Raw genomic sequence first — 26,233 nt, 5'->3', positions numbered from 1 at the left:
CGCACGAACATATGAGGAAACACCCATGCCGAAGCCGAATTCACGCCACCCGAACTACCCCATCCCGTCGGGCCCCGTGCTGCGCGCCAAGGGCTGGCGGCAGGAAGGATTGCTGCGGCTGCTCGAAAACGTGCTGTCGGTCGGCGAGGACCCCGACAATCTCATCGTCTATGCCGCGCTCGGCAAGGCGGCGCGCAACTGGGCGGCGCACAGGGCCATCGTCAAGGCGCTGAGCGAGATGGAGGAGGACCAGACGCTGGTCATCCAGTCCGGCAAGCCGGTCGGACTGCTCAAGACCCATGCCAAGGCGCCGCTCGTCATCATGGCGAACTGCAATATCGTCGGGCAATGGGCGAAAGCGGAAGTGTTCTACGAGCTCCAGCGCAAGGGGCTGATCTGCTGGGGCGGACTGACGGCCGGCGCCTGGCAGTATATCGGCAGCCAGGGCGTCATTCAGGGCACCTATGAAATCTTCATGCGCATTGCCGAAAAGCGCTTCGGCGGCAGTCTTGCCGGCCGTTTCATCCTGACGGCCGGGCTTGGCGGCATGGGCGGTGCGCAGCCGCTTGCCGGCCGCATGGCCGGAGCGGCCATCCTCTGCGTCGACATCGACCCGGCACGGGCGGCGGCGCGCAAGGCGGTCGGCTATCTCGAACATGTCGCGCCGGATCTCGATACGGCGCTCGCCATGATCGATGCGGCGGTGAAGGAAAAGCGCGCCACCTCCATCGGCCTCGTCGGCAATGCGGCGGAGGTCTACCCCGAAATCGCGCGGCGCGGCATCGTGCCCGACATCGTCACCGACCAGACCTCGGCGCATGACCTCGTCTACGGTTATGTGCCCAAGGGCATGAGCCTCGACCAGGTGAAGGGCCTGCGTGATGACGGACAGGGACAGTTGATGGCGGCAAGCCGTGCTTCGATCGTCGAACATGTCTCGGCCATGCTGGAATTCCAGAAAAGGGGCTCGGAGGTCTTCGACAACGGCAACCTCATCCGCACGCAGGCGCGGGAAGGCGGCGTGGCCGATGCCTTCGACATCCCGATCTTCACGGAAGCCTATCTGCGTCCGCTGTTTGCGCGCGCCATCGGTCCGTTCCGCTGGATGGCGCTGTCGGGCGAGGAGAGCGACATCGCGCGCATCGACGATCTCGTGCTGGAGATGTTCCCGGACAATTCGATCGTCACCAACTGGATCCGGCTTGCGCGCGAAAACGTCCCCTTCGAAGGTCTGCCGGCGCGCATCGCCTGGCTGGGGCACGGCGAGCGCACCGCTCTGGCCTTGGCGGTCAACACGCTGGTCGGCGCGGGCGAGTTGAAGGGGCCGGTCGCCTTTTCGCGCGACCATCTCGATGCCGGCGCCATGGCGCATCCCAACATCATGACAGAACGCATGAAGGACGGCTCCGACGCCATCGCCGACTGGCCGTTGCTCGATGCCATGCTGCTCTGCTCGTCCATGGCCGATCTCGTGGTCGTGCATTCCGGCGGTGGCGGTTACGCGGGCTACATGACGAGCTGCGGCGTGACGCTGGTGGCGGACGGAACGGACGGCGGGGCCGAACGCCTCGAACACGCCCTGACCAACGACACGTCGCTCGGCGTGATCCGCTACGCAGATGCGGGCTATGACGAGTCGTTCGACGAGATCAAGCGGAAGGGCATCGGCCATATCGCGCCGGGATGATTTGGCATGTCTGCTCCGCGGCCTTCAGGCTGTTTGGAGGGATTAATAACAATTGTCAGAAAACGCGAGGCATTCCGCCTTAAGTGACTGAAATGTCTCAGTCAGCTGTAAACGTTGCATTTAACATTTCGCGGTAATCTTCCGTTAGTAATTCCGTCCCTGCAGCGAGAGGGCGGGCTCCGGTTAGTTTTGCGTGCGAGTGCCTATGCGTCTTTCGATCCTTACGGCGGCCCTCCTTGGCTGTGTTACCCTGGCGGGCTGCGCGTCGAGCGCAGGTCCCGAAACGGTCCTGTCCATCAAGCCGTCGCGCGAGACGACGAGTTCGGTCAAGGCGACCGGGCCGGTGCCGGAAGTGGCGGTCGGCCAGGGCAAGGTGAAGGCCGAGGGTGCCAGCGAAATGCTCGCCTGGGCCGGGCCGGTGCCGGGAACCCAGGTCTTCGAAAGCGTCACCGAAAAGGCGGTGCGTCCCACCGCGCGCCCTGAAGAGGGCGCGGTAACGGCCGAGATGCCGTCCATCGGCAAGCTCGGAAAGCGGTCCCGCATCTACAGCCAGCAGTTCCGCGATGCCAAGCCGATCAATTTCGGCAAGCGCGCGCCCAAGCACTATCAGGTCCACGGTGTCGACGTTTCGCGCTGGCAGGGCGATATCGACTGGGTGAAGCTGCGCACGCAGGGCGCCAACTTCGCCTTCATCAAGGCCACCGACGGCGGGGACCACACCGACCCGATGTTCCGTCACAACTGGCGCGCCGCCAAGGAGGCGGGCATCCGCCGCGGCGCCTATCACTTCTTCTACTGGTGCCGCGTGGCCAGCGAGCAGGCGGACTGGTTCATCCGCAACGTGCCGAAGGACCCGGACGCGCTGCCGCCCGTCATCGATGCCGAATACAACGGTGAATCGAAGTGCAAGCGCCGCCTGACGCGCGCGCAGTATGTCGAGAAGATCCGTGTCTTCGCCGAGCGGCTGGAGCGCCATTACGGCAAGCGGCCGATCATCTATACCGCGCCGGACTTCTACGCCGACAACCTGTCGGGCGAGCTGAAGGAATATCCGTTCTGGCTGCGCTCGGTCGCCGCCCATCCGTCGGTTCGCTATCCGAACCGCCGCTGGCTGTTCTGGCAGTATTCCGGCTCGGGCCTGTCGCATGGCGTGAGCGGCAAGATCGATCTCAACGTCTTCGTCGGCAGCGAGAACGACTGGCACAACTGGCTTGCCGGCCAGTCGACCTGAGCGTTTTGCGGCCGCTGCCGTGTCGTCACGGCAACGGCGGCGACGGTAACGCTGTGCATCCCGAAGATGTGATCTTCCAATTGCTTGCCGCCGGCATCGCCGTTGGCTAGCGATCCTGCATCCATACGGGATTTGCAGGAGTTGTTTCCAGAAATGTCTGAGATCGGTGTCTTCTCGCGCAGGGCCTTCCTCATGGGGGCTGCAGCGACGCTGGCGGGGTGCGCAACCACGCAAGGCGGCGTGAAGAACGTGCCCGTTCCGCAGAGGGTCAGCTACCCGATCGTCCCGGCGACGGACGAGGAGCTTGCCGCGCGCTATGCGGCCGTCGAGGATGGCGGGCATCTCATTCCCGCGATCCCCTACAAGGAGATCGACCCGAAATACTATCGCCAGCGCGTGAAGGATCCGACCGGCGAAGCACCGGGCACCGTGGTCGTGGATACGCCCGGCCGCTTCCTCTATCTGGTCGAGCCCGGCGGCACGGCAATGCGTTACGGTGTCGGCATCGGCCGCGACGGCTTTGCCTGGGAGGGCGAGGGCATCATCCACTGGCGCCAGCCCTGGCCGCGCTGGAAGGTGCCGGCCGACATGATCGCGCGCACGCCGAGCCTTGCCCGGTATTCCGTCGAGAACGGCGGCATGGATCCCGGTATCAAGAACCCGCTCGGCGCGCGGGCGCTCTATATCTTCCAGGACGGGAAGGACACGCTCTACCGCCTGCACGGCTCGCCGGAATGGAAATCGATCGGCAAGGCGACCTCGTCGGGCTGCGTGCGGCTGGTCAACCAGGACGTGATCGATCTCTACAAGCGCGTGCCCTATCACGCGCGAATCGTCGTGCATCAGGGACCGCTGGGCTCGGTCTGAGGCCGGTTGCCGCTCAGGCGGCCTTGAACCGCGCCATGATCTCGGCGCGGGCCGGATCGGTGAGCGTGACGGCGGCGCCGAATTCGAGCGGCGTGAGGGCGGCCTCGTCCGGATAGACGATCCTGTTGCCGGTGATTTCGGCCGGCAGCAGGGCGACGACGCGGCTGTCGGTGGCCGGGGTGCCGTTGGCGATGTGCTCGCGCACCGCATTCTGCGGGTCCATCAGGAAGTTCAACAGCGCGTAGCCGGCCGGCTTGTTGGGCGCATTCTTCGGAATGGCGTAGAAGTCCGACCAGATCTCGCCACCGTCCGAACCGAGGGTGAAGGCGATCTCGGGCACGTCGCGATTGAGCTGCGCGCCGTCACTGGTCCAGCACATGGTCATCCAGGCATCGGTGCCGCGCATGGGGGGCTGATAGTCGCTGGTGACGGTATAGAGATGCGGCTTGACCTCAAGCAGCAGTTCCTCCGCCTTGGCAAGTTCCCCGGGCTTCACCGAGTTGAAGGAGAAGCCGAGCGAGACGAGGGCGTTGCCGATGGCGGTGAGCTGGTAGTCGTGCACGATCGCGCGGCCGTCCGCCTCGTCCATGGCGGCTGCGAAGAACTCCTTCCAGCTCGTGACCTTCACCTTGTCCGTGTTGTAGGCGATGCCGGTCGTGCCCCAGTTCTTCGGCAGCGCATAGACCTTGCCCTCGGCGGTGCCCTGGCTGGTGAAGCGGGCATTCTGGGTGCCTGCATCGAAATTCGGCAGGCGGGGCAGGTCGAGCGGTTCGATCAGGCCGAGGCGGGCATAGGTGGAGATCGTGTAGTTGGTCGGCACGAACAGGTCCCATCGGGCGCTGTCGGCTCGAAGCGCCTCCAGCATCTCCTCGTTCGAACCGAAGATGTTCACCTCTACCGCGACGCCCGTGGCAGCGGTGAAGGCCTCGAACGTCGCCGGGTCGTGATAGTTCGGCCATGTCGCGATCGACATGCTCGATCCAAGATCGTCGCTCGCATGGGCGGCCGATGAGAACCCCGGCTGGCGGGCAAGAACGGCGGCGGCAAGGCCAAGGCCGGTGACACCCAGGAAATGGCGCCGGGTGATCGAGCCGCGCTTGAGGCGCATGAAGGTGTCCGTCAGCGCGCCGGCCTCCATCGCGTCATGTTTGCTGAACCATTTCGACATCGCGCTGTTCCCCTGCCGTTAAGTCGGCCTCGCTGCCACGGGCCGGAAGGACGGGCATGCCGGTGGCCGCCGGAAACGAGCCCGCGCAACAGGCGGTCGCACGCATGGTAAGCCGGGAGAGGTGATTTATCCGTAAATCGCGCACCCCACATTGGGACTTGTGCGGTGCAGCGAGCATGCCGGCGGGATCGTCCGGCACGGCAGCGCGCGGCGTTCGGGACCATCGCAAACCCGGCCGACGCCGGGTCTGCTCTTGTCATTTCAACGCGTTATCGCCATGCGCTGGCAGGACGATTCCGGTCGTTGATGCGTCGATTCAAGCGACGGCGGCGAGAGCGGCCTGCGCGCGGGCGTCGATGATCTGGCGCGCGGCGTTGGCGGCTTCCTTGCCCTTGATGACGAAATGATCGCGGAAGAAGGCGATATGCGCTTCCGATTCCTGGAAGTTGTGCGGCGTCAGCACGGCGGAGAGAACCGGTACATTGGTATCGAGGCCGACGCGCACGATGGCATCCACCACGGTGCCGGCGACGAAATCGTGGCGGTAGATGCCGCCGTCGACGACGAGCGCGACGCCGAGAATGGCGGCATATTTGCCGGTGCGGGCGAGCAGCTGGGCATGGAGCGGAATTTCAAGCGCGCCCGGCACGTCGATCACGTCGACATCCTCGGCGCGGCCGCCAAGCGCTTTCCATTCGGCGACGAAAGAATCGACCGCCTGATCGACGATGCCGGCATGCCAGCGGGCGCGGATGACGGCGATACGGGAGGAGGGGGTGGCATTCGCATTCATGTCTAGGCCTTTCAAGGGTTGAGCCATTTTTCAACGGTCCCCTTGGGCGAACATGCAGGTTGTCCGCCAGCGCGGCGGTGGTCCTGCTTGCCCTCTTTCATCCGGACTGTGACCGTCGGCTCCGGCATCGCACCGGATCTGCTGACCCTTCCATTTGCGGAAGGCGCTCGCGGGCTCCCGGATTGCTCCGGATACCGCCGGTGGGGAGTTTCACCCCGCCCTGAGAACATCAGGACCATAACGGGCAAACGCCCGCGGATCAAATCCGCGGGCGACGCAAAGAGCGACTTTCACGACAGAATTTTCCAACCTTCGCCGGAAGGCTGGAATGAACGGCTAGTCGCGGATAATGAGCAGGTCGCTTGCCACGAAGCGCAGCGTGACCGTCTCGCCCACCACCGGGGGCACGAGGCCCGGGCTGTTGAACATGTCGAAGGAGATGATGCTTTCGCCGACCTTCATGCGGGTGCGGATGACCGAGCCGAGGAAGTTGGTGGAGACCACCTCGCCGGACAGCGCGGTATCGCCCTTGGCATCCGGCGCGATCGATCCGGCCTCGGGGCGCAGCGCCAGCGAGATCGTGTCACCCGCCTTCACGTCGCCGAGCGGTTCTCGCAGGGTGACGCCCTGGTCGCCGATCGACACGCGGTTGGAGGCGGGATCGACGACCTTCGCCTCGATGAGGTTCAGCGTGCCGACGAAGTTGGCGACGAAGCGCGTGGCGGGGCGGTTGTAGATGTCTGCGGGCGCGCCGATCTGGTCGGCGCGGCCGGCATTCATGACCACGATGCGGTCGGAGATCGACAGCGCCTCTTCCTGGTCGTGCGTGACGAAGACGGTGGTGATGCCCAGCTGCTGCTGGATCATGCGGATCTCTTCGCGCAGCGATACGCGGATCTTGGCGTCGAGGGCCGACAGCGGCTCGTCGAGCAGAAGGACCTGCGGCTTCGGTGCGAGCGCGCGGGCGAGCGCCACGCGCTGCTGCTGGCCGCCCGACATCTGGTAGGGGTAGCGGTCGGCGAGGTGGTCGAGCTTGATGAGGCCGAGCATTTCCTTGACGCGCTGGTCGATCTCCGCCTTGGGACGACCGGCGACCTTGAGGCCGAAGGCGACGTTTTCGGCGACGTTCATGTTCGGGAAGAGCGCATAGGCCTGGAAGACCATGCCGATGTTGCGCTGGTTGGGGCGCAGGTTTGCCTGGCTCTTGCCGTTGATGGTGATGGTGCCGCCGGAGGGCGTCTCGAAGCCGGCGATCATGCGCAGCACCGTGGTCTTGCCGCAGCCGGACGGACCGAGGAACGAGATGAACTCGCCCTTCTCGATGGACATGTTGAAATCCTTGACGACCTGAACGGGGCCGAAGGACTTCTGGAGGCTGGTGAGGGTCAGGAAGCTCATAAAGGGTCCTTAGGCGGGGCTTTGCGCGCCCTTCTGGAAACGGGAGACAAGCTGGATCAGGCCGAGGCAGCCCCAGGTGAGGACGAAGGACATGACCGCGAGTGCCGCGGGCTCATAGGCGCGGTTGGCGCCGAGCAGCTGCATGTACGGGCCGAAGGCCGGGCGATTCAAAAGGGCGGCCATGGTGAACTCGCCGATGACGATGGCGAAGGTCAGGAAGGCGCCGGAGAGAACCGCGACCAGCACATTCGGCAGGATGATCTTGGCGAGGATCGTCGTCCAGCCGGCACCGAGGCTCTGGGCGGCCTCCGTCAGCGTGGCGATGTCGATGGCGCGCAGGCCCGTATCGACGGAGCGATACATGTAGGGCAGCGCCAGCGTGGCATAGCCGAACATCAGGAGGATGTTGGTGCCTGTGATCGATCCCGTCAGCGGCAGCCAGCTCGATGTGTTGTAGAGCCTGATATAGCCGAAGACGATGACGATGGCCGGAATGACCAGCGGCAGCAGCGTGACGAACTCGATATAGGGCCGAAGGCCGGGCAGCTTGAGGCGGACCCAATAGGCCGTCGGCACCACCAGCACGACGCCGAAGACGATGGTCGCGAGCGCCATCAGGATGGAATAGGTGAAGGTCTCCTGGAAGCGCGGATCGCCCAGCACGACGGCATAGGCATCGAGCGAATAGACGCCGCGGCGCATCTTCAGGGAGAAGTTGGTCATGCCGATCAGCGGCAGGATGAAATAGAGCAGACCGAAGATAAGGGCGCCCCAGGCCCAGAACTTCTTCATTTCAGCCACCTTTCGCTGCGCGCACGCAGCCATATGTAGATGGTGTTGGCGACGCCGGTCACGACGATCATGCCGAAGGCGAGGGCATAGCCGAGATGCGGGTTGCCGAGCACGTCGCCGCGGATCTGCGCGAAAAGCAGGATCGGCACGATGGACAGCGAGGAACCGGTGAGCGCGATGGCCGTGGCCACAGCCCCGAAGGCATTGGCGAACAGCAGTGCCAGCGTTCCCAGGAACGACGGCAGCAGGATCGGGAAGGCGACCATGCGCCAGTATTGCGTGTTGGTGGCACCGAGGATCTGCGCCGCCTCACGCCACTCGCGCTTCAAGCCGTCGAGCGCCGGCGTGATGATGAGGATCATCAGCGGAATCTGGAAGAACAGATAGGTGATCGTCAGGCCCCAGAAGGACAGGAGATTGAAGCCGAGCGCGCGCAGGTTGATGCCGAACTGGGTCTGCAGGAACACCGTGATGAGGCCGACGGGGCCGAGCGTCGCGAGAAACGCGAAGGCGAGCGGCACGCCGGCGAAGTTGGAGGCCACGCCGGAAAAGGTGAGAAGCGGGCTGCGGATCCATTTCGGCAAACCGCCGAGCACGGCGGCGGCCGCGACCGAAAAGCCGATCAGGCAACCGAGCAGGGCCGAGGCGATGCTGATCTTGATCGAGATCCAGTAGGCCGACATGATCGAGGTGGTGAACAGGCCGCGGATATTGTCCAGCGTGAAGCTGCCTTCCGGCGTCTGGAAGGCGCCGATGACGATGCGCATCGTCGGCATGATCAGGAACAGCAGGACGAAGATCGCGAACGGCAACGCGCCCAGCCAGTGCAGCGGGAGGCGGAACGGTTCGCGCGTCGGCTGTCGGGCGGCTGAACTGTCTGATGGCATCACGATGACCTCGAAGGGGTTGCCGCACGGGCGGACCACAGCCATCGCCCCGGCCGGACAGCCGGGGCGATGGAGAGTGTTGCTTACTGCACGTTCGCGCCGACGACGCTGTCCCATGCGCCGGTGACGGCAGCCTTGTTGGCGTCCACTTCCTCGAGGGTTGGGAAGTAGGCCTTTTCATAGGATGCAGCCGGCGGCAGGGCATCGATCAGGTCCTGCGGAACCTTGCCGGCCTTGACCATGGCGTTGAAGCGTGCCGGATGGCAATAGCCCTTAAGCCAGCCGAGCTGACCGTCGTCGGAATAGAGGTGTTCCATCCACAGCTTGGCCGCGTTCGGGTGCGGGGCATAAGCAGAAATCGCCTGGACGTAGACGCCGGCGAGAACACCCTTTTCCGGAACCACGACCTCGGTCGGCGGGTTGCCGTTCAGCGTCTTGGCCCAACCCAGCGCGTTGTAGTCCCATGCGATGACGATCGGGGTCGAGCCCTGCGCCAGCGTGCCGGACTTGCCGATGACGGGGACGAAGTTGCCCGCCTTGTTCAGCTCCGCAAAGTAGGCGAGGCCTGCCTCACCGGCTTCCTTGCCGGACTTCGCGTCCTTGGCGAGACCGGCGGCGAGAACGCCCAGGATGGCCTGGTTGGAGGCGCGCGGGTCGCCGGCGAGAGCGACCTGGCCGGCATATTCCGGCTTCAGGAGGTCGGCCCAGTCCTTCGGCGTGTTGGGGACAAGGTCCTTGTTCACCAGGAACGACATCACGCCGTAGTAGTCACCGTACCAGTAGCCTTCGGCGTCCTTGATCGTGTCGGGGATTTCGTCCCAGGTCGAGACCTTGTAGGGCTGCAGCAGGCCTTCGGCCTTGGCCTGCGGGCCGAAGGCGAGACCGACGTCGATCACGTCGGGCGACTGCGGGCCCTTGTTGTCCTTGTTGGCCTTGATGGCTTCGACTTCGTCGGCCGAACCGGCATCCGGGTTCAGTTCGTTGACCTGGATTTCCGGATACTTCGCCTTGAAGGAGGCGATGACGTCACCGTAACCGCACCAGTCGTGCGGCAGGGCGATGGTGGTCAGCATGCCTTCCTTCTTGGCAGCTTCGATGAGCTCGGCGCTCGGCTCGGCAAGGGCGAGCGAGGGAAGGGCGATCGCAAGCGCTGTGGAGAGCGAGAGCAGACGTTTCGTAGATGACATCACGGGTGTTCTCCTTTTGTGTGTCAGTCAACTTCGGCGAAGCTGATACTGGTGGCGCGTGAACCTTATGTGACAGTTCCGTATCGCTTTTTTCTTTTGTTTATCGTGGTTTGTCCGGCACCTCCGGCCGGGGCTTGCGAAAAAGCCGGCTGGCCTCGAACAGGCCCTCCAGCGTCTTCATTCGGTCGCTGGTTTCCTCCCAGCCCGAACTCTGGACGGCCTCGATCAGCGCCTCGATGATGAAGAGCGTGACGACGGAGGAATCCCAGGCCGAGGGTGCCTCGATATGCACGCGGAATACCTTCGCGGCGGCCTTGGCCACGGGTGACGCCCATTGATCGGTGAAGAGCACGATCTCGACGCCGCGCTCGCGTGCCACGCGGCCCAGCGTCTCCATCTCCTGCTCGTAACGGCGGATATCGAAGATCACCAGCACGTCGCCGGCCTTCATGTTCAGAACGTAGTGCGGCCAGGACGCGGGGTTGGCGGCGATCTGCGTGACGTTCGGGCGGATGACCTGAAGATGCGTGAAGAGATAGTCGGCCAGCGCCTTCGTGATGCGCCCGCCGATGATGTAGATGCTGCGCTGGCGGTCGGCCAGAAGGGCGCTCGCGCTGTCGAAGTCGGCGGTCTCCACCTGCGAGAGCGTCTGGCGCATGTTGTTCATGATCGCATCGGCGAAGCGGTTGAGGATATGCGTGCCGGGCGCATTGGCGGCCCAGCGGTCATGCTTGGTGATGGGGTTGGAGAGCGTCGCCTCCAGCTCGTGGTGCAGGCGCGCCTGAAAATCCGGGAAGCCGCGAAAGCCCAGCTTCTGCACCATGCGGGCGACGGTGGGCGTCGAGACGCCGGCATTGTCCGCCACCGTGGTGATGCTGCCCAGCCCGGAGACCGGGTAGTTGTCGAGCAATGATGTGGCGAGCTGCCGTTCGGCGCGCGTCAGCGCATCGAAGTGGGCAGAGATCACATCCGACACCGTCATGGATGCTTGATTGAGTGTCAAATTTTTCCCCTGCAGCCCCGGTCTCCGCCGGGGTTTCGACGATAAAACGCCCTGTTACAATGCGAGTCAAATGTTTTTTTGAAGAGATTTTTTCACACGGCGGTTGACAGCGGCTGTCCAGTGAAGAATTCTTTTCAGCAACGAAAAAAGCCGGTCGAGGGGATCAGGCTATGGGAATTCTGACTGGAGAGGAGGGCGACCCTGTCGCCCTGGAGAATGCTGTTGCGCAGGGCCCGGTGATCCTGGTGTGCGAGCATGCATCGCGCCAATTGCCGGCCTCGCTCGGCACGCTCGGCCTTTCCGCCGAGGCGCTTGCCAGCCATATCGCCTGGGATCCGGGGGCACTCGCCGTTTCGCGGCTGATGGCGGAGCAACTCGACGCCACGCTGCTGTTCCAGCGCTTCTCCCGTCTCGCCTACGATTGCAATCGCCCGCCGGAATCGCCGGCGGCCATGCCGGCAAAGAGCGAGGTCTTCGACGTGCCGGGCAATGCCGGACTCGACCAGGCGGCGCGCGATGCCCGCACGCGGGCGCTCTACATTCCCTTCCGCGACCGGCTGCGCGGCCTCGTGGAGACGCGGATCGCAGAGGGCAGGCCGCCCGTCATCGTGACGATGCACAGTTTCACGCCGGTCTATTTCGGCAAGCCGCGCGATGTCGAGATCGGCATCCTGCACGACGCCGATACGCGCCTTGCCGATGCCATGCTGGCGGCCGCTGGCACGGACGGCCCCTATACCATCCGCCGCAACGAGCCTTACGGCCCCGAGGACGGCGTGACGCATACGCTTCGCGAGCACGGCCTGTCCAAGGGCCTGCCCAACGTGATGATCGAGGTCCGCAACGACCTCATTCAGAATGAAGCCGGCCAGAAGGTCGTGGCCGGCTATCTTGCGGGACTGCTCGGCGCGGCCCTGTCGGCAATAGAATAAAAAAAGACCGGGGAACGAACGGCCCGTGGAAACGGAACTGAACACGAACTGGAGAGGCGAGGCGAATGCTTGCGTTTTCGCATTTGAGGAATGGGCCGGCTGAAAATGCCGTTGCTGCCGACGGAGGCGGAAACCATGCCTGATGTCATCAAGAGCTATGTGCGCTTCGTCGACACGTTCAACCGGCGTGTCGGCATTTTCGCGATGTATCTGATCTTCGCGATGTTTGCGATCCTCCTGTACTCGTCGCTGTCCAAGGCCTTCCGCCTGCCGGCGAACTGGACGCTCGAATCCGCGCAGTTCACCATGGCCGCCTATTACATGCTCGGCGGCGCCTTCGCCATGCAGACCGGCGATCACGTGCGCATGGACCTGTTCTACGGCACCTGGTCGGCCCGCAAGCGGGCGATCTTCGACATCGTGACCTCGGTTGCGCTGATCGTCTTCCTCGGCTTCATGCTCTATGGCGGCATTTCGAGCACGACCTACGCCATTCAGTTCAACGAAAAGAGCTTCACCGCCTGGGCGCCCTACATGGCGCCGATCAAGATCGTCATGACATTCGGGGTGTTCATGATGCTCGCGCAGTCGCTCTCCTCGCTCTTCAAGGATATCGCCGAATTGCGGGGAAGGCCGATCGCATGAGCTATGAATTCATCGCAATCACGATGTTCGCCGGCATGATGGTGCTGCTGCTCACCGGGCAGCGCGTCTTCGCCGTGATCGGCTTCGTCGGCGTCGTGGCCGCCTTCCTGCTGTGGGGCGAGGGCGGCTCCGAGATGGGCTTCTCGTCCGCCATGAAGCTCGTCAAATGGTATCCGATGCTCACGGTGCCGATGTTCGTGTTCATGGGCTACATGCTCTCGGAATCGGGCATCGCCGAGGACATGTACAAGGCCATTCATGTCTGGATGGGGCCGATCAATGGCGGTCTGGCGCTCGGAACCGTCGGGCTCATGGTCATCATCTCCGCCATGAACGGCCTTTCCGTCGCCGGCATGGCGATCGGCGCGACCATCGCGCTGCCGGAACTGCTGCGTCGCGGTTATGACAAGGTCATGATGACGGGCGTGGTGCAGGGCGGCTCGACGTTGGGCATCCTGCTGCCGCCAAGCGTGGTGCTGGTGCTCTACGGCATGATCGCCCGTGTTCCGGTCGGCCAGCTCTGGCTTGCCGGCCTTCTGCCCGGTCTGATGATGGCGGCGCTGATGGCGATCTACGTCTATGTGCGCTGCCGCGTGAACCCGGCGCTCGGTCCGGCGTTGCCGCTCTCGGAGCGCAATGTGCCGTTCCGCGAGAAGGTGCGGCTGCTCTCGGCGGGCATCGTACCGCTCGGCATATTCGTGCTCATGATGTGGCTGTTCCTCAGCGGGATCGCGAGCCTTGTCGAAAGCTCGGCGGTCGGCGCGATCTGCTCGGCGCTCGTCGCCTGGTGGCGCGGGCGTCTCAGCGCCCGGCTGTGGAACGACGTGCTGCAGAAGACGCTCGGCATCACCTGCATGTTCATGTGGATCCTGATCGCTTCGCTCTGCTTCGGCGCCGTGTTCGACGGTCTGGGCGCGGTCAAGTCGATCGAGCGCTTCTTCCTCGGCGATCTCGGCCTGGAGCCCTGGCAGGTGCTGGTGCTGATGCAGCTTTCGTTCCTGATCATGGGGATGTTCCTCGACGATACGGCGATGCTCGTCATCGTCGCGCCGCTCTACATCCCGCTGGTGCAGAAGCTGGGCTTCGATCTCGTCTGGTATGGCGTGCTCTACACGATCACCTGCCAGATCGCCTACATCACCCCGCCCTTCGGCTACAACCTGTTCATGATGCGGGCGATGGCGCCGCCCGAGATCGGCATGCGGGACATCTACAAATCGATCTGGCCCTTCGTCGGCATCATGGTGGCGAGCCTGATCATCATCGGCGTGTTTCCCGACATCGCGACGTGGCTGCCGAACAACTATTACAGCAAATAACCGGATTTCCGGCGGCGCACGCCGCCGGGCATTCGATGGACTTTGGACGAGGCCGATAGAAGAACGATGATTTTCCGACCGGAATGAACGGCCGTTTCCGGCAAAACCAAGATGTAGAACCAGAGGGATAGAGCTATGACAAACAGACGGCAATTTCTGACGCGTGCCGGCGCGGCCACCATCGGTGCGGCCGGCGCCGCAACGCTCGCGGCACCTGCGGTCGTGAAGGCCCAGACGGCCATCAAGTGGCGTTTCCAGACCTATGCGGGTGCGGCACTCGGCGAACACGTCACCAAGCCGATCATCGACGCCATCAATGCGACGGCGCAGGGCGAGCTGGAGATCGAACTGTACTTCGCCGACCAGATCGTTCCGACGGGCGAGCTTTTCCGCGCGCTCCAGGCCGGTACGATCGACGCGGTGCATTCCGACGACGATTCCATGGCTTCGCCGGCGGATGTCGCAACCTTCGGCGGCTATTTCCCGCTCGCCACCAAACAGATCCTCGACGTGCCCGTGCTGTTCAAGCAGTACGGTCTCGCCGATATCTGGAAGACCTCCTATGAAAAAGTCGGCGGCGTCGTCTGGCTGTCGTCGTCGGGCCAGGACCCGTGCCACTTCAACACCAAGAAGGCGATCACCTCGCTCAAGGATCTCGAGGGGCTGCGTCTCTACACCTTCCCGACCGCGGGCCGCTTCCTGACGCAGTTCGGCGTCGTGCCTGTCACCATTCCCTATGAGGATGCGCAGGTCGCCGTGCAGACGGGCGAACTCGACGGCATGGCCTGGTCGGGCATCACCGAGGACTACACGGTCGGCTGGGCCGACGTGACCGACCACTTCCTGACGAACAACATCTCTGGTGCGTGGATCGGCTCGTTCTTCGTCAACGAGAAGAAGTGGGCCGAACTGCCCGATCACCTGAAGAAGCTGGTCATGACGGCCATCGAAGCCGGCAACAACTACCGCGACCAGTGGTACTGGGGTGGCGAGGCGAAGCTGCGTGCCGAGGGCACCAAGCTCAAGCTCACCAGCATCCCGGCCGCGGAGTGGAAGGCCGTCGAAGACGCGGCGAAGGTGTTCTGGAAGGAAATCGCCGAACAGGGCGAGACGGCCGCCAAGGTCGTCAAGATCTTCGAGGAATACAACGCCATCATCAACAAGGCCGGCCCGCCCTACGTCAACGGCTGATGATATCAACGCTATCGAACCGGGCCTGCCAAGGCCCGGTTCATCACCATGACATAACCCCGCAGGACCGCCCCATGACGACGACCTACACGTTCGATGATCTCAAGAAGGATGTGGCCGAGGGCCGTATCGACACCGTGCTCGCCTGCCTTGTCGACATGCAGGGGCGCCTGATGGGCAAGCGGTTCCACGCGCAGTACTTCGTCGACAGCGCTTACGAGGAGACGCACAGCTGCAACTACCTGCTGGCGACCGACATGGAGATGGAAACCGTCTCGGGCTACAAATCCACCAGCTGGGAGGCGGGCTACGGCGACTATACGATGAAGCCGGACCTTGCGACGCTGCGCAAGCTGCCTTGGCTGGAGGGCACGGCGATGGTGCTGTGCGACGTGCTCGACCACCATACCCATGAAGAAGTGCCGCATTCGCCGCGCGCCATCCTCAAGAAGCAGGTGAAGCGGCTGGAGGCAATGGGCCTCAAGGCCTTCATGGCAAGCGAGCTCGAATTCTTCCTGTTCGACCAGACCTACGACCATGCCCGCGAGAGCGGCTATCGCGATCTGCTGCCGGTCAGCGGCTACAACGAGGACTACCACATCTTCCAGACCACCAAGGAAGAGGATGTGATGCGCGCGTTGCGCAACGGCCTGCAGGGTGCGGGCATTCCGGTGGAGAACTCCAAGGGCGAGGCCTCGGCCGGTCAGGAGGAGATCAACGTGCGCTATGCCGAGGCGCTTACGATGGCCGACCGGCATTCGATCATCAAGAACGCCACCAAGGAAATCGCCTGGCAGCGCGGCAAGGCCGTGACGTTCCTGGCCAAGTGGAACTACAACGCCGCCGGCTCCTCCTCACATATCCACCAGTCGCTGTGGAGCCTCGACGGCAAGGAGGCGAAGTTCTTCGACGGGCAAGCCAAATACGGCATGTCCGACCTTATGCGGAACTATGTCGCCGGGCTGCTCGCCCATGCCAGCGAGATCACCTATTTCCTCGCGCCCTATATCAATTCCTACAAGCGCTTCGTCGCCGGCACCTTTGCGCCGACCAAGGCGATCTGGAGCAAGGACAACCGCACGGCGGGCTATCGCCTGTGCGGCGAGGGCACGAAGGCCATCCGCATCGAATGCCGCGTCGGCGGCTCCGACCTCAATCCCTATCTGGCGATGGCAGCGCTGCTCGCCGCCGGCATTGCCGGCATCGAGCAGAAGCTGGAACTGGAGGCGCCTTTCGAGGGCGACGCCTATGGCGGCAAGGACATTCGCGAGATCCCCAAGACCCTGCGCGCGGCCACCGCGGTGCTGAAGGGCTCGAACATGCTGCGCGAGGCCTTTGGCGACGAGGTCATCGACCACTATGTCCGCGCGGCAGAATGGGAGCAGGAGGAGTACGATCGCCGCATCACCGACTGGGAGGTGGCGCGCGGCTTCGAGAGGGCGTAAGGCTCAAGCCAGTCAAGGTCGAACCGGCGCCGGCGCATAGCCCTTCAGGGATATTTGCCGCGTGGCTGGATCGGCTATTGTCCGGCGGAAAGTTCATATCTGAAACAGGAAATCGATCATGACTGTGATCAAATGCATATCCCCCGTGAACGGCTCGGTTTACGCCGAGCGTGAGGCGATGCCGCTGGCAAGCGCACAGGCGGCCGTGGCCCGCGCGAAGAAGGCGCAGAAGGCCTGGGCGAAGCGCCCGCTCGACGAACGTATCCAGCTCGTGCTGAAGGGCGTTGCCCGCGTCAACGAGATGGCCGACGAGATCGTGCCTGAGATCGCCTGGCAGATGGGCCGCCCGGTCCGTTACGGCGGCGAGTTCAAGGGTTTCAACGAGCGCTCCAACTATGTGGCCGAGATCGCCGGCTCGTCGCTGGCGCCGATCGTCATCGAGAATTCCGAGCGCTTCGAGCGCCGCATCGAGCGCGAGCCGCACGGCATCGTCTTCGTCATCGCGCCGTGGAACTATCCCTACATGACGGCGATCAACACGATCGCGCCGGCGCTGATGGCCGGCAATGTCGTCATCATCAAGCATGCCGCGCAGACGCTGCTGGTGGGCGAGCGCCTCGTGCGCGCCTTCAACGAGGCCGGTGTGCCGGAAGATGTCTTCCAGAACGTGTTCCTCGACCATGACACGACCTCGGCGCTGATATCCGGCAACGCCTTCGACTTCGTGAACTTCACGGGCTCCGTCGAAGGTGGCCGCGCCATCGAGCGCGCCGCCGCCGGCACCTTCACGCCTGTCGGTCTCGAACTCGGCGGCAAGGATCCGGGCTATGTGATGGAGGACGCCGATCTCGACGCCGCCGTCGACACGCTGATGGACGGTGCGACCTACAATTCGGGGCAGTGCTGCTGCGGCATCGAGCGCATCTATGTCAACGAGGCGCTCTACGACGAGTTCGTCGAGAAGTCGGTGGCCTGGGTTTCCAACTACAAGCTCGGCAACCCCTTGGACCCGGAAACGACGCTCGGCCCGATGGCGCACAAGCGCTTTGCCGCGACCGTGCGGTCGCAGATCGCCGACGCCGTCTCCAGGGGCGCCAAGGCTCTGGTCGATCCCAAGCTGTTTCCGGCCGATGACGGCGGCGCCTATGTCGCCCCGCAGATCCTCGTCGATGTCGATCACTCCATGGAATTCATGACGGAAGAGACGTTCGGCCCGGCCGTCGGCATCATGAAGGTGAAGAGCGACGCCGAAGCGCTCGCCCTGATGAACGACTGCAAGTACGGCCTCACCGTCTCGCTGTGGACGAAGGACAGCGAGCGCGCCGCCGCCATCGCCCGCGACCTGGAGACCGGCACGGTGTTCCAGAACCGCGCCGATTATCTCGATCCGGCGCTGTGCTGGACGGGCGTGAAGGAAACGGGCCGCGGCGGCTCGCTCTCCGTCATCGGCTTCCACAACCTGACCCGCCCGAAATCCTACCACTTCAGGAAAGCACTCGCATGACCATTACCGCCAACTGGAGCTATCCGACCGCGATCAAGTTCGGGGCAGGGCGCATCAAGGAACTGGCCGACCATTGCAAGGCCGTCGGCATGAAGAAGCCGCTGCTGATCACCGACCGCGGTCTTTCGACCATGGCGATCACCCAGGGCGCGCTCGACATTCTCGATGCCGCAGGCCTCGGCCGGGCGATGTTCGCGGAGGTCGACCCGAACCCGAACGACAAGAACCTCGAAGCCGGCGTCAAGGCGTTCAAGGACGGCGGCCATGACGGCGTCGTCGCCTTCGGCGGCGGCTCCGGCCTCGACCTCGGCAAGGCCGTCGCCTTCATGGCCGGCCAGACGCGGCCCGTCTGGGACTTCGAGGATATCGGCGACTGGTGGACGCGCGCCAATTCCGACGGCATCGCGCCGATCGTCGCCGTGCCGACGACGGCCGGCACCGGCTCGGAAGTCGGCCGCGCCTCCGTCATCACCAATTCCGAGACGCACACCAAGAAGGTGATCTTCCACCCGAAGTTCCTGCCGTCCGTGACGATCTGCGACCCGGAACTGACTGTCGGCATGCCGAAGGTCATCACCGCCGGCACCGGCATGGACGCCTTCGCCCATTGCCTGGAAGCCTACAGCTCGCCGTTCTACCACCCGATGAGCCAGGGCATCGCGCTGGAGGGCATGCGTCTCGTCAAGGAATACCTGCCGCGCGCCTACAAGGATGGCACCGATATCGAGGCGCGCGCCCATATGATGTCGGCCGCCGCCATGGGTGCGGTCGCCTTCCAGAAGGGGCTCGGCGCGATCCACTCGCTGTCGCATCCGGTCGGCGCGATCTACAACACGCATCACGGCATGACGAATGCCGTCGTGATGCCGCCGGTCCTGACCTTCAACCGCCCGGCCATCGAGGCGAAGATCGCCAGCGCCGCCGCCTATCTCGGCATTGCCGGTGGTTTCGACGGTTTCTTCGACTACGTGCTCCGGCTGCGCGAGGAGCTCGGCGTTCCCGACAAGCTCTCGGCGCTCGGCGTCGGCACGGACCGTATCGACGAAATGGCGGAGATGGCGATCGTCGATCCCACCGCGGGCGGCAACCCGGTGGAACTCACGCTCGAGGCTGCCAAGCGGCTCTTTATCGAGTGCATCTGACTTCTCACCCGTGAGATTTAATAGAAGCCCGGAAAGCCTTGGTTTTCCGGGCTTCTTCGTTTTTCCGGCCGGGTTTTCGGCCGTCTGCCAATTCCTGGCGGGGCGGATATTTGCATTTCGTTAACCCTGTTTTGAAAGATTCGATTAACCGACGCCATTTCCTTCCGGCGCCCTGAAGAGAGCGATGACGCCGCTCGCCCGCATCGTAAGAGGAACGCCATGCCAGTCATCACATTCGCCAATGCCAAGGGCGGCGCGGGCAAGACCACCGCAGCGCTGATCCTCGCGACCGAGCTTGCAAACCAGGGATATCGCGTCACCATCCTCGATGCCGATCCGCAGCGCTGGATCAGCCATTGGCACGATGTGACCGGCCGCCAGCGCAACATCGACGTGATCTCCGAGGTGTCGATGGCATCCCTTCAGGGCCACATCCGCGAGAACCGGGATACGACGGACTATTTCATCATCGACCTCGCCGGTGCGCGCGATGCGCTCGTGGCCACCGCCATCGGCCTGTCCGACCATGTGATGATCCCCGTGCAGGGCTGTGCGATGGATGCGCGTGGCGCCGCGCATATCCTCGACCTGCTGGGCCAGCTTGCCGAGAAGGCGGGCATCCGCATCGCCCATTCCGTGGTCCTGACGCGCATGAACGCACTGGTGACCACCCGCGCCATGACCGCCATCAAGGCGCTGTTGTCGGCCAAGGGCGTGCATGTGCTGGATACGCCGATTGCCGAGCGCACGGCGTTCCGCGACATCTTCGATTGCGGCGGCACGCTCGCCACGATGGACCCGGCAAAGGTGAGCAACCTCGACAAGGCGCGCGAGAATGCACGGCTTCTCGCGCTGGAGGTGCTTCGGCTCGTTCCCGCGCGCCGCCGCAGGGCGGGCGCTCTGTCCCGGCTGGCGGCGTGACCGGAAATCTTGATGGAATTGCAGGACCGGCTGCGACGATTTGTGCAGCCGGATCATACGGATAATCGGGTCGCGCGGTAATCAACAATTTACCATGCATATCTAAGAGTGGCGCATCAGAAAGCCATCCACGGAAGGCCTTGTGCCTTCTGAAAGACCCATGATGGGTCGCGGACGCGCGCATGCCGTGAGGCCTGCCGTCCCGATGGAACCGTGCCGCTTTCACATTCTCCATTTTCTCCGGGGTTGTTTTCAGAATGAAGTCCTTATCGCCCGCTGCCGGACCCAATCACGATATTGCCCGCCGTCTCGATTACCTCGGCCTGGACGCTGCCGCGCTGGAACGGCTGCGCAGCCTGAAGCCCTTCATCGAGAAGGAGCTCGGCCCGGCACTGGACAAGTTCTATTCCGTCGTGCGCAACAGCCCGGAGGTGAACCACCTCTTTTCGAACGACGCCCACATGAACCGCGCGAAGAATGCGCAGCTCGGGCACTGGGCCAATATCGCCGCCGGCGATTTCACCGCCGATTACGCCACCAAGGTCACGACGATCGGGCATGTCCATGCGCGCATCGGGCTCGAGCCGCGCTGGTATATCGGTGGCTACGCGCTGATCATCGAGCATCTGCTGACGGAGTCGGTTCGTTCGCTCTGGCCGAAGAAGGGGCTTTTCGCGCGGGCGGAAATCGCGCCTGACGAATTTGCCGCCCGGATCAGCAGCCTCGTCAAGGCGATCTTCCTCGACATGGACCTGTCCATCTCGGTCTATATGGACACGTCCGACGTCGCCAAGCAGCAGGCGGTGCAGGCGCAGGTTCTCGCCGAAGAGCGCCAGCTCGTCAGCGATGCTTTCGGCGCGGCACTGAAGCGCATTTCGGACGGCGACCTGACCGCGCGCATCACCGGTCCGCTGCCGGAAGCCTATGGCGCACTGCGCGAGGACTTCAATCACGCCATTTCGGCCCTGTCGCAGGCCATCGGCAATATCGGCGTCGGCGCGGGATCGATCCATCTGAGCGCGCGCGAAATCGCGTCTGCGTCCGACGATCTTGCCAAGCGCACCGAGCGGCAGGCCGCCAATCTGGAGGAGACGGCGGCCGCCGTCGAGCAGGTCACGACCACCGTCCGCCAGACCGCGCAAAGCGCCAACGAGGCCAATGCGCTAGTCATGGCCGCGCGCGACAACGCGCAACGCAGCGGCGAGGTGGTGGAAGAGGCGATCTCCGCTATGGGCGAAATCCAGGCGTCGTCCGCCGCCATCGCCAACATCATCGAGGTGATCGACGAGATCGCCTTCCAGACCAACCTGCTGGCGCTCAATGCCGGTATCGAGGCCGCGCGCGCGGGCGAAGCGGGTCGCGGCTTCGCGGTGGTGGCTTCGGAAGTGCGCGCACTCGCACAGCGCTGCGCCGAGGCGGCAAAGGATATCCAGGATCTCATCGCCAAGTCCCATGGACAGGTCGAAGGCGGTGTGCGCTCGGTCAACGAAGTGGCCCAGTCGCTGCGCCAGATCGTCTCGCAGGTCGTGGAGGTGAGTTCGGTGTTCAACACCATCCGCGCCAGCACCGCCGAACAGGCAACCGGCCTCCAGGCCGTCAACCAGGCGGTCAATGCGATGGACCAGATCACCCAGCAGAATGCCGCCATGGTCGAGCAGGCCAATGCCGCCAGCCAGGCGCTGACGCAGGAGGCGGCCTCCATCGCCGCACAGCTCTCCACCTTCCGCACCGATGGCACCGCACGGCCGGCGCAGGGCTCGGGCTATACAAGGGCGGCGTGAACCACACCCTTCAACGAAAGGCCGGGCAAGGACCCGGCCTTTTTCATTTCTGCATGCGCGTCTTCAGAAGGTCCATCAGCTTGCCGTTCCGCGGCAGCGTATCCGCCTTGCCCTGGCCGGACAGCCAGTAGAACTGGCCGGGCTTCACCTTGGGCGGCAGTTCGTAATCCATGCCGTCCCATTCGTCTTCGCGGAAGGAATAGAAGGCCCAGTGGCCGCCACGCGCTTCGACGGCATCCATCACGTCGGTGAGATAGGTGCCGCAATCCGCCCACAGACGCATGCAGCCGAACTCCGCGGCGACGATGCGGGTCGCCGGCAGCCCTTGGGATTGCGCCCAGTCGAAGGCCGCGCCGATGTGGCGGGCGACGGCATCGCGATCCCATTTCTGTTTGCCGCCGGCATAGGTCGTCTCGACACCGGGATAGGAAAGCGGGGTGTCGCGCGTCATGTTGGGCGCGCTGGTCGCGTCATAGGGCTCGTACATGTGGAAGGCATAGAGCACCTTGTCGTCGTCCAGTGGCGTGGGCCATGCTGCGAGGGAGCGCGGACCGGCATAATAGCCGCTGTCCACCATGACCGGGGTGACGGGGTCGACGGTGCGGATCGCCTCGATCAGCCGGGCGTAGAGTTTCGGCAGGTCGCGCGGCGTGTTCGCGTGCTTGGCCTGCCAGGCAAGAATGTCTTCCATCGTGCCGTTTTCAACGAGACCGGTCGTCTTTTCCGGCGCCGGCTCGTTGAGGAGATTGTAGGCGGCGATGGCGGGGTGATCCTTCAAGGCTTGCGCAAGGTCGCGCCAGAAGGCGACGGCCTGGTCGGCAAAGGCGGGATCCGACCAGAGCCGGTCATCGAATTTCCCGTCGTTCTGCTGCTTCCAGCGCGCACCGGGAAGGCTGAGCGGCGTCACCACGACCTTCAACCCGGCAGCATGTGCGGCATCGAGGGTGGTGAGGAGCTCGGCGAGGTCGGCGTGCGGAAGGCCGGTGTAACGGTCGGCGTCGCCGAGCAGGAAGTCGCGGCCTTCGCCTTTCCACTTGCTGAAGGTGAGGCGCACCCAGGTCGCACCGGTGGCGGCCAGCGCCTTGAAATAAGCCGCGTCCGGGGCGGCCGTATTGAAGCTGTTGCCGCCCTTTCGCGGAGCATCCCAGAAGGTCATGAGATCGGCGGCGGCGGCCGGGAGGGGGAGCGTGGCGGCAAGCGCGAGGCTGATCAGGGCCGGACGGAGTTTTGCAAACATGGATCACCGAAGAAGGGCTTTCGTCCGTTTCGGACGATCTAAGCGCTCTCTCGGGGTGAAATCGGGCGATTTCAGGTCAGGTGATGGCGGGTTCTTGGTTTCCCCATCACGCTTTGAACGAAAAAGCCGGCCAGGAGGCCGGCTCATTTCTTCCGTCGCTTCCCGATCCGTCAGTCGACGAATTCGACCGTGACGCCGGCGCTCGTCATCTTGGCGAGCTCGGTGGCGTCCCAGTTGGTCAGGCGGATACAGCCGTGGCTCTGGGTCTTGCCGATCTTCGACGGTTCCGGCGTGCCGTGGATGCCGTAGGTCGGCTTGGACAGCGCGATCCATACCGTTCCCACCGGGCCGTTCGGGCCGGGCTGGAGGGTAAGCACCTTGTCGTTGCTGCCCTGCTTGAAGTTGATCTTCGGATTGTAGGTGTAGCCCGGATTGAGCGCGATGCGCTCGACCGTGACCGTGCCGGACGGCGAGGGCGTATCGGCCGAGCCGATGCTCGCCGGATAGGCGGCGATCAGCGTGCCATTGGCATCATAGGCCAGCACCTGCTTGCGGCCCTTGTCGGCGAGGATCTTGGCCACCTTGCCGGTCTTCGGCTTGCCGATGTCCACGACCTTGACGATCGTGCCGGGAATGGTGAAATCCACACCCGGATTGATCTCCTTCAGATAGGCCTCGTCCATATGGAACTTCTCGGCCAGCATTTCCGTGGTCGAGGTGAAGGACAGGTGCGGAAGGGCCGCCTTGTGGGCGTAGTCTTCCGGGATGGACGCCACATAGGGACCGGCCGCATCGGCGGCGGTGATCTCATAGGTGGTGAAGGCCATGCCGCCGGACAGGCGCAGGCGTTCCAGAATGTCCTCTGTATTGTTCGGGTCGAGCGTGTCGCCCGTCGCGTTCTGCCAGGCCTCGATGGCCTTGGTGACGTTCGAGCCCTTCTTGCCGTCGATGACGCCGGGCGAGAAGCCCTCGCGGTCGAGGAAGACCTGGAGCGCCGTGACCTCGTTGGACGACATCTTGCCAAGCGCGGTGGCGGGCGCGAATTTCGGGCCGGGCACGAACTCCTGGTTCGGATCGGCCGGCAGGGCGGCCATGTCGTCGTTGTCGTTGAATTCGGGCATGGCCTGCGAGCCGCCGAAATCGGCATTGGGCAATTGCTGGCGCTCGATATCGCCCGGCAGCGCCTCACGCATTTCCGGTACGGAGCCCGTCGTCACGTCGTCGCCATAGTCCGAGCCGGGTGCGGGCGGAAAGTATTCCGGATTCGTTTCGTCATAGCCGCGCACCGGGCGATAGCGGTCGCGACGGGGACGATAGTCGTCGCCGCGGGCGAAGTAGCTGTCGGCCGGCATGGCGGTGGCGATGACCTCGCCCCACGAATCGACCAGCACCGAGCGGCCGCGATTGTCGCGCGTCCAGCGCACGCTGCCATCGTTGGGAACGTAGTCGAGAATGTCGCCATCGGGCGAAACGAGAACCGTATCGCGCGAAAGCTGGTGCTGCTGCGCGGCGGCGGGCAGGGTGGCGATTCCGAGCACGGAGATCGCAGCAATAAGCGAAATGCTTGATTTCAGTATCGATTTCACGGTCTCAACCTGCCAGACTGCATATATCGCGCGGACGGAACACTTGAATTCAGACCTTAATATGGAAAATCTAAATTGATGGTGAACGTAACGTCAACACAGCATGCAAATAGTTGTTACCAGGGCAGCGAGCCGCCAGAAATCTGCGGGCCGGTCCGTGCTGCCGGTGGCGTTGTGTGACTGTTGGCACTAGCATCCCGTTCTCCTCAATCCCGGCCGGAGCCAATCATGACTTTCGCCCTGACCGCCTCGACGGAAGACAAGGCCTTTCATCTCGAGCTGACGCCGCAGTCTGCACTCGACGTCGGCGCTGCCGTCTTCCATGGCGTGGACATCACCCCCGGCACGGCCATACCGTCCGACGGCGATCCTCGCATTGATAAGGCGCTACCGGGCTTTTTGTTCACCTGCGGGCCCGACCATATCCGCCACCCCGTGCCGGTCGAGGGGGCGACGGACGGCCGCCGCTATCCGTTGCACGGGTCGCTCTCCTCTCATCCCGCCCGCGATATCCAGATCGAAGCGGATGAGGGCGAGGTGGTCTGCGAGGGGCATGTCGATGTCGCGCTGGCGCATGGCGGGACGGCGGCGCTTTCGCGCCGCTGGCGGGCCGACAGGCTTACCGGCCACATCACGCTCGACGATCTCGTGACCAATACCGGTGAAACGTCCTGGCCGCCGTTTGCCATGTACCACATCAATTTCGGCACGGGCCTGTTCGATGCGGATACGCGGCTGACCGGCGCGATGCTGCCCGGCGGCAGCGTTCCCTGGCGCTTCGAGGACGGCGACATGCGGATCTTCTGCGTGCCGACGGCAGAGACGGCCGCGCATGGCTGGGCCGAGATATCGGTCGGGCCGATCACCGCGCTTGGCGGACGCAGCGTGCATATCCGCTTCCGGACCGATACGCTGCCCTGGCTCCAGGTGTGGCGCAACCAGTCGGCCGGCTGCGCCGTGCTCGGCATCGAGCCGGTATCCCATCGCCTGGCCGCACGCGAGGCGCTGATCGCCAGCGGCGAGGCGCCGGATTTTGCGCCCGGCGAAAGCGTCGGCTATGCGCTCTCCTTCGAGGTGCGCTAGCACGCGCGATTGACGCTCCCGCGGCACGGGCTTAAACGGTGATCGCATCTTTTTGGGAAAGGACACGTCCATGGATATCCGCGAGATCAACGACGAATATTCCGTTTCCGGCCAGATCACGGTCGAGGACCTCGACGCGATTGCCGCCATGGGTTTCAAGTCCATCGTCTGCCACCGCCCCGACCACGAGGAACCCGGCCAGCCGGAATTCTCGGCGATTGCCGCGCGCGCCAGCGAACTCGGCATCGAGACGGCCCATGTGCCGGTCGGCCCGATGGGCGTGACGGTGGAAGCGGTGCAGGGCATGGTCGATGCGCTCGACGAGCTGCCGCGCCCCATGCTCGGCTATTGCCGCTCGGGCATGCGCTCGACGAAGACCTACGAACAGACCCAGCACATTCGCGGCTGAGGGCGCGGTACGAGGGGTCTTTTAC

General features: G+C 64.1%; 23 protein-coding genes and 1 riboswitch. Of the genes, 14 read left to right on the top strand and 9 right to left on the bottom strand.

The genetic code is table 11. The features are described from left to right. The first annotated feature begins 25 nt into the window (after positions 1-25). The 3 genes from GR158_RS01725 to GR158_RS01715 all read left to right on the top strand — a co-directional run bounded on the left by GR158_RS01725 (position 26) and on the right by GR158_RS01715 (position 3,785). On the top strand, positions 26-1,687 hold the full coding sequence (locus GR158_RS01725; protein ID WP_160869560.1) for a urocanate hydratase: 1,662 nt from the start codon (positions 26-28) through the stop codon (positions 1,685-1,687). A gap of 205 nt (positions 1,688-1,892) precedes the next feature. Beyond that, positions 1,893-2,918 carry a GH25 family lysozyme gene (locus GR158_RS01720; protein WP_160869558.1) on the top strand — a complete coding sequence of 342 codons (1,026 nt, stop codon included), beginning with the start codon at positions 1,893-1,895 and terminating at the stop codon, positions 2,916-2,918. Positions 2,919-3,071: 153 nt separating this feature from the next. Then, positions 3,072-3,785, top strand: coding sequence for a L,D-transpeptidase (locus tag GR158_RS01715; RefSeq protein ID WP_202402116.1), 714 nt, complete (start codon positions 3,072-3,074; stop codon positions 3,783-3,785). A 13-nt stretch (positions 3,786-3,798) separates the two neighbouring features. Here the strand turns inward: GR158_RS01715 and GR158_RS01710 are convergent, their stop codons facing one another. The 7 genes from GR158_RS01710 to GR158_RS01680 all read right to left on the bottom strand — a co-directional run bounded on the left by GR158_RS01710 (position 3,799) and on the right by GR158_RS01680 (position 10,992). Further along, positions 3,799-4,953 carry a PotD/PotF family extracellular solute-binding protein gene (locus GR158_RS01710; protein ID WP_160869556.1) on the bottom strand — a complete coding sequence of 385 codons (1,155 nt, stop codon included), beginning with the start codon at positions 4,951-4,953 and terminating at the stop codon, positions 3,799-3,801. A 316-nt stretch (positions 4,954-5,269) separates the two neighbouring features. Further along, positions 5,270-5,746: a 6,7-dimethyl-8-ribityllumazine synthase gene (locus tag GR158_RS01705; protein WP_134651195.1), complete on the bottom strand. Its 477-nt coding sequence runs from the start codon at positions 5,744-5,746 to the stop codon at positions 5,270-5,272. Between the two features lie 85 nt (positions 5,747-5,831). Further along, positions 5,832-5,978, bottom strand: a riboswitch (FMN riboswitch). 104 nt (positions 5,979-6,082) lie between these two features. Beyond that, a complete protein-coding gene (locus tag GR158_RS01700) occupies positions 6,083-7,144 on the bottom strand; it encodes an ABC transporter ATP-binding protein (protein WP_134651193.1) in 1,062 nt (353 codons plus the stop codon). A 9-nt stretch (positions 7,145-7,153) separates the two neighbouring features. Then, positions 7,154-7,936, bottom strand: coding sequence for an iron ABC transporter permease (locus GR158_RS01695; RefSeq protein ID WP_134651191.1), 783 nt, complete (start codon positions 7,934-7,936; stop codon positions 7,154-7,156). Continuing rightward, complete coding sequence (locus GR158_RS01690) at positions 7,933-8,823, bottom strand: ABC transporter permease subunit (RefSeq protein ID WP_160869955.1); 891 nt, start codon at positions 8,821-8,823, stop codon at positions 7,933-7,935. Before GR158_RS01690 ends, GR158_RS01695 begins: the two co-directional genes overlap by 4 nt. An 83-nt stretch (positions 8,824-8,906) precedes the next feature. After that, positions 8,907-10,010, bottom strand: a complete 1,104-nt coding sequence (locus tag GR158_RS01685; protein ID WP_202402115.1) for an ABC transporter substrate-binding protein — start codon at positions 10,008-10,010, stop codon at positions 8,907-8,909. 100 nt (positions 10,011-10,110) lie between these two features. Next, positions 10,111-10,992 carry a MurR/RpiR family transcriptional regulator gene (locus GR158_RS01680; RefSeq protein ID WP_160869953.1) on the bottom strand — a complete coding sequence of 294 codons (882 nt, stop codon included), beginning with the start codon at positions 10,990-10,992 and terminating at the stop codon, positions 10,111-10,113. 191 nt (positions 10,993-11,183) lie between these two features. Between GR158_RS01680 and GR158_RS01675 the strand changes: the two genes are divergently transcribed. From GR158_RS01675 to GR158_RS01635, 9 genes are all read left to right on the top strand, one after another. Then, a complete protein-coding gene (locus tag GR158_RS01675; protein WP_134651183.1) occupies positions 11,184-11,945 on the top strand; it encodes an N-formylglutamate amidohydrolase in 762 nt (253 codons plus the stop codon). Positions 11,946-12,080: 135 nt separating this feature from the next. Further along, positions 12,081-12,590 carry a TRAP transporter small permease subunit gene (locus tag GR158_RS01670; RefSeq protein ID WP_134651181.1) on the top strand — a complete coding sequence of 170 codons (510 nt, stop codon included), beginning with the start codon at positions 12,081-12,083 and terminating at the stop codon, positions 12,588-12,590. Continuing rightward, on the top strand, positions 12,587-13,909 hold the full coding sequence (locus tag GR158_RS01665) for a TRAP transporter large permease subunit (RefSeq protein WP_160869552.1): 1,323 nt from the start codon (positions 12,587-12,589) through the stop codon (positions 13,907-13,909). The genes GR158_RS01670 and GR158_RS01665 overlap by 4 nt, the downstream gene beginning before the upstream one ends. 135 nt (positions 13,910-14,044) lie before the next feature. After that, on the top strand, positions 14,045-15,100 hold the full coding sequence (locus tag GR158_RS01660; protein ID WP_160869550.1) for a TRAP transporter substrate-binding protein: 1,056 nt from the start codon (positions 14,045-14,047) through the stop codon (positions 15,098-15,100). A gap of 74 nt (positions 15,101-15,174) precedes the next feature. Continuing rightward, positions 15,175-16,545 (top strand): glutamine synthetase family protein, encoded by a 1,371-nt coding sequence (locus tag GR158_RS01655; RefSeq protein ID WP_134651175.1) that lies wholly within the window; start codon positions 15,175-15,177, stop codon positions 16,543-16,545. Positions 16,546-16,663: 118 nt separating this feature from the next. Beyond that, positions 16,664-18,049, top strand: coding sequence for an aldehyde dehydrogenase family protein (locus GR158_RS01650; RefSeq protein WP_160869548.1), 1,386 nt, complete (start codon positions 16,664-16,666; stop codon positions 18,047-18,049). Beyond that, the gene (locus tag GR158_RS01645; protein ID WP_134651171.1) at positions 18,046-19,191 is read left to right on the top strand and encodes an iron-containing alcohol dehydrogenase; all 1,146 of its coding nucleotides are present in this window, start codon (positions 18,046-18,048) and stop codon (positions 19,189-19,191) included. Before GR158_RS01650 ends, GR158_RS01645 begins: the two co-directional genes overlap by 4 nt. 219 nt (positions 19,192-19,410) lie before the next feature. Beyond that, the gene (locus tag GR158_RS01640; protein ID WP_160869546.1) at positions 19,411-20,112 is read left to right on the top strand and encodes a ParA family protein; all 702 of its coding nucleotides are present in this window, start codon (positions 19,411-19,413) and stop codon (positions 20,110-20,112) included. Positions 20,113-20,369: 257 nt separating this feature from the next. Next, entirely contained in the window at positions 20,370-21,893 is a 1,524-nt protein-coding gene (locus GR158_RS01635) for a globin-coupled sensor protein (RefSeq protein WP_160869544.1), read from the top strand. 43 nt (positions 21,894-21,936) lie between these two features. Here the strand turns inward: GR158_RS01635 and GR158_RS01630 are convergent, their stop codons facing one another. Together GR158_RS01630 and GR158_RS01625 are read right to left on the bottom strand one after the other, a co-directional pair. Beyond that, a complete protein-coding gene (locus tag GR158_RS01630; RefSeq protein WP_160869542.1) occupies positions 21,937-23,130 on the bottom strand; it encodes a glycoside hydrolase family 5 protein in 1,194 nt (397 codons plus the stop codon). A gap of 170 nt (positions 23,131-23,300) precedes the next feature. After that, positions 23,301-24,716 (bottom strand): L,D-transpeptidase family protein, encoded by a 1,416-nt coding sequence (locus tag GR158_RS01625; RefSeq protein WP_160869540.1) that lies wholly within the window; start codon positions 24,714-24,716, stop codon positions 23,301-23,303. Between the two features lie 228 nt (positions 24,717-24,944). Between GR158_RS01625 and GR158_RS01620 the strand changes: the two genes are divergently transcribed. Continuing rightward, the gene (locus tag GR158_RS01620) at positions 24,945-25,799 is read left to right on the top strand and encodes a DUF4432 family protein (protein ID WP_160869538.1); all 855 of its coding nucleotides are present in this window, start codon (positions 24,945-24,947) and stop codon (positions 25,797-25,799) included. A gap of 70 nt (positions 25,800-25,869) precedes the next feature. Then, on the top strand, positions 25,870-26,208 hold the full coding sequence (locus tag GR158_RS01615; RefSeq protein ID WP_134651159.1) for a TIGR01244 family sulfur transferase: 339 nt from the start codon (positions 25,870-25,872) through the stop codon (positions 26,206-26,208). Positions 26,209-26,233 lie beyond the last annotated feature (25 nt).

The organism is Shinella sp. AETb1-6, from assembly GCF_009826875.1.
Classification (GTDB): Bacteria; Pseudomonadota; Alphaproteobacteria; order Rhizobiales; family Rhizobiaceae; genus Shinella; species Shinella sumterensis.
Note: the sequence above shows the minus strand (reverse complement) of the source record. Positions and strands in the feature narration are given on the sequence as shown.

Coding starts and splice junctions, on each gene's coding strand:
- GR158_RS01725 (WP_160869560.1), top strand. CDS start 26: ATGCCGAAGCCGAATTCACGCCACCCGAACTACCCCATCCCGTCGGGC.
- GR158_RS01720 (WP_160869558.1), top strand. CDS start 1,893: ATGCGTCTTTCGATCCTTACGGCGGCCCTCCTTGGCTGTGTTACCCTG.
- GR158_RS01715 (WP_202402116.1), top strand. CDS start 3,072: ATGTCTGAGATCGGTGTCTTCTCGCGCAGGGCCTTCCTCATGGGGGCT.
- GR158_RS01710 (WP_160869556.1), bottom strand. CDS start 4,953: ATGTCGAAATGGTTCAGCAAACATGACGCGATGGAGGCCGGCGCGCTG.
- GR158_RS01705 (WP_134651195.1), bottom strand. CDS start 5,746: ATGAATGCGAATGCCACCCCCTCCTCCCGTATCGCCGTCATCCGCGCC.
- GR158_RS01700 (WP_134651193.1), bottom strand. CDS start 7,144: ATGAGCTTCCTGACCCTCACCAGCCTCCAGAAGTCCTTCGGCCCCGTT.
- GR158_RS01695 (WP_134651191.1), bottom strand. CDS start 7,936: ATGAAGAAGTTCTGGGCCTGGGGCGCCCTTATCTTCGGTCTGCTCTAT.
- GR158_RS01690 (WP_160869955.1), bottom strand. CDS start 8,823: ATGCCATCAGACAGTTCAGCCGCCCGACAGCCGACGCGCGAACCGTTC.
- GR158_RS01685 (WP_202402115.1), bottom strand. CDS start 10,010: ATGTCATCTACGAAACGTCTGCTCTCGCTCTCCACAGCGCTTGCGATC.
- GR158_RS01680 (WP_160869953.1), bottom strand. CDS start 10,992: ATGACGGTGTCGGATGTGATCTCTGCCCACTTCGATGCGCTGACGCGC.
- GR158_RS01675 (WP_134651183.1), top strand. CDS start 11,184: ATGGGAATTCTGACTGGAGAGGAGGGCGACCCTGTCGCCCTGGAGAAT.
- GR158_RS01670 (WP_134651181.1), top strand. CDS start 12,081: ATGCCTGATGTCATCAAGAGCTATGTGCGCTTCGTCGACACGTTCAAC.
- GR158_RS01665 (WP_160869552.1), top strand. CDS start 12,587: ATGAGCTATGAATTCATCGCAATCACGATGTTCGCCGGCATGATGGTG.
- GR158_RS01660 (WP_160869550.1), top strand. CDS start 14,045: ATGACAAACAGACGGCAATTTCTGACGCGTGCCGGCGCGGCCACCATC.
- GR158_RS01655 (WP_134651175.1), top strand. CDS start 15,175: ATGACGACGACCTACACGTTCGATGATCTCAAGAAGGATGTGGCCGAG.
- GR158_RS01650 (WP_160869548.1), top strand. CDS start 16,664: ATGACTGTGATCAAATGCATATCCCCCGTGAACGGCTCGGTTTACGCC.
- GR158_RS01645 (WP_134651171.1), top strand. CDS start 18,046: ATGACCATTACCGCCAACTGGAGCTATCCGACCGCGATCAAGTTCGGG.
- GR158_RS01640 (WP_160869546.1), top strand. CDS start 19,411: ATGCCAGTCATCACATTCGCCAATGCCAAGGGCGGCGCGGGCAAGACC.
- GR158_RS01635 (WP_160869544.1), top strand. CDS start 20,370: ATGAAGTCCTTATCGCCCGCTGCCGGACCCAATCACGATATTGCCCGC.
- GR158_RS01630 (WP_160869542.1), bottom strand. CDS start 23,130: ATGTTTGCAAAACTCCGTCCGGCCCTGATCAGCCTCGCGCTTGCCGCC.
- GR158_RS01620 (WP_160869538.1), top strand. CDS start 24,945: ATGACTTTCGCCCTGACCGCCTCGACGGAAGACAAGGCCTTTCATCTC.
- GR158_RS01615 (WP_134651159.1), top strand. CDS start 25,870: ATGGATATCCGCGAGATCAACGACGAATATTCCGTTTCCGGCCAGATC.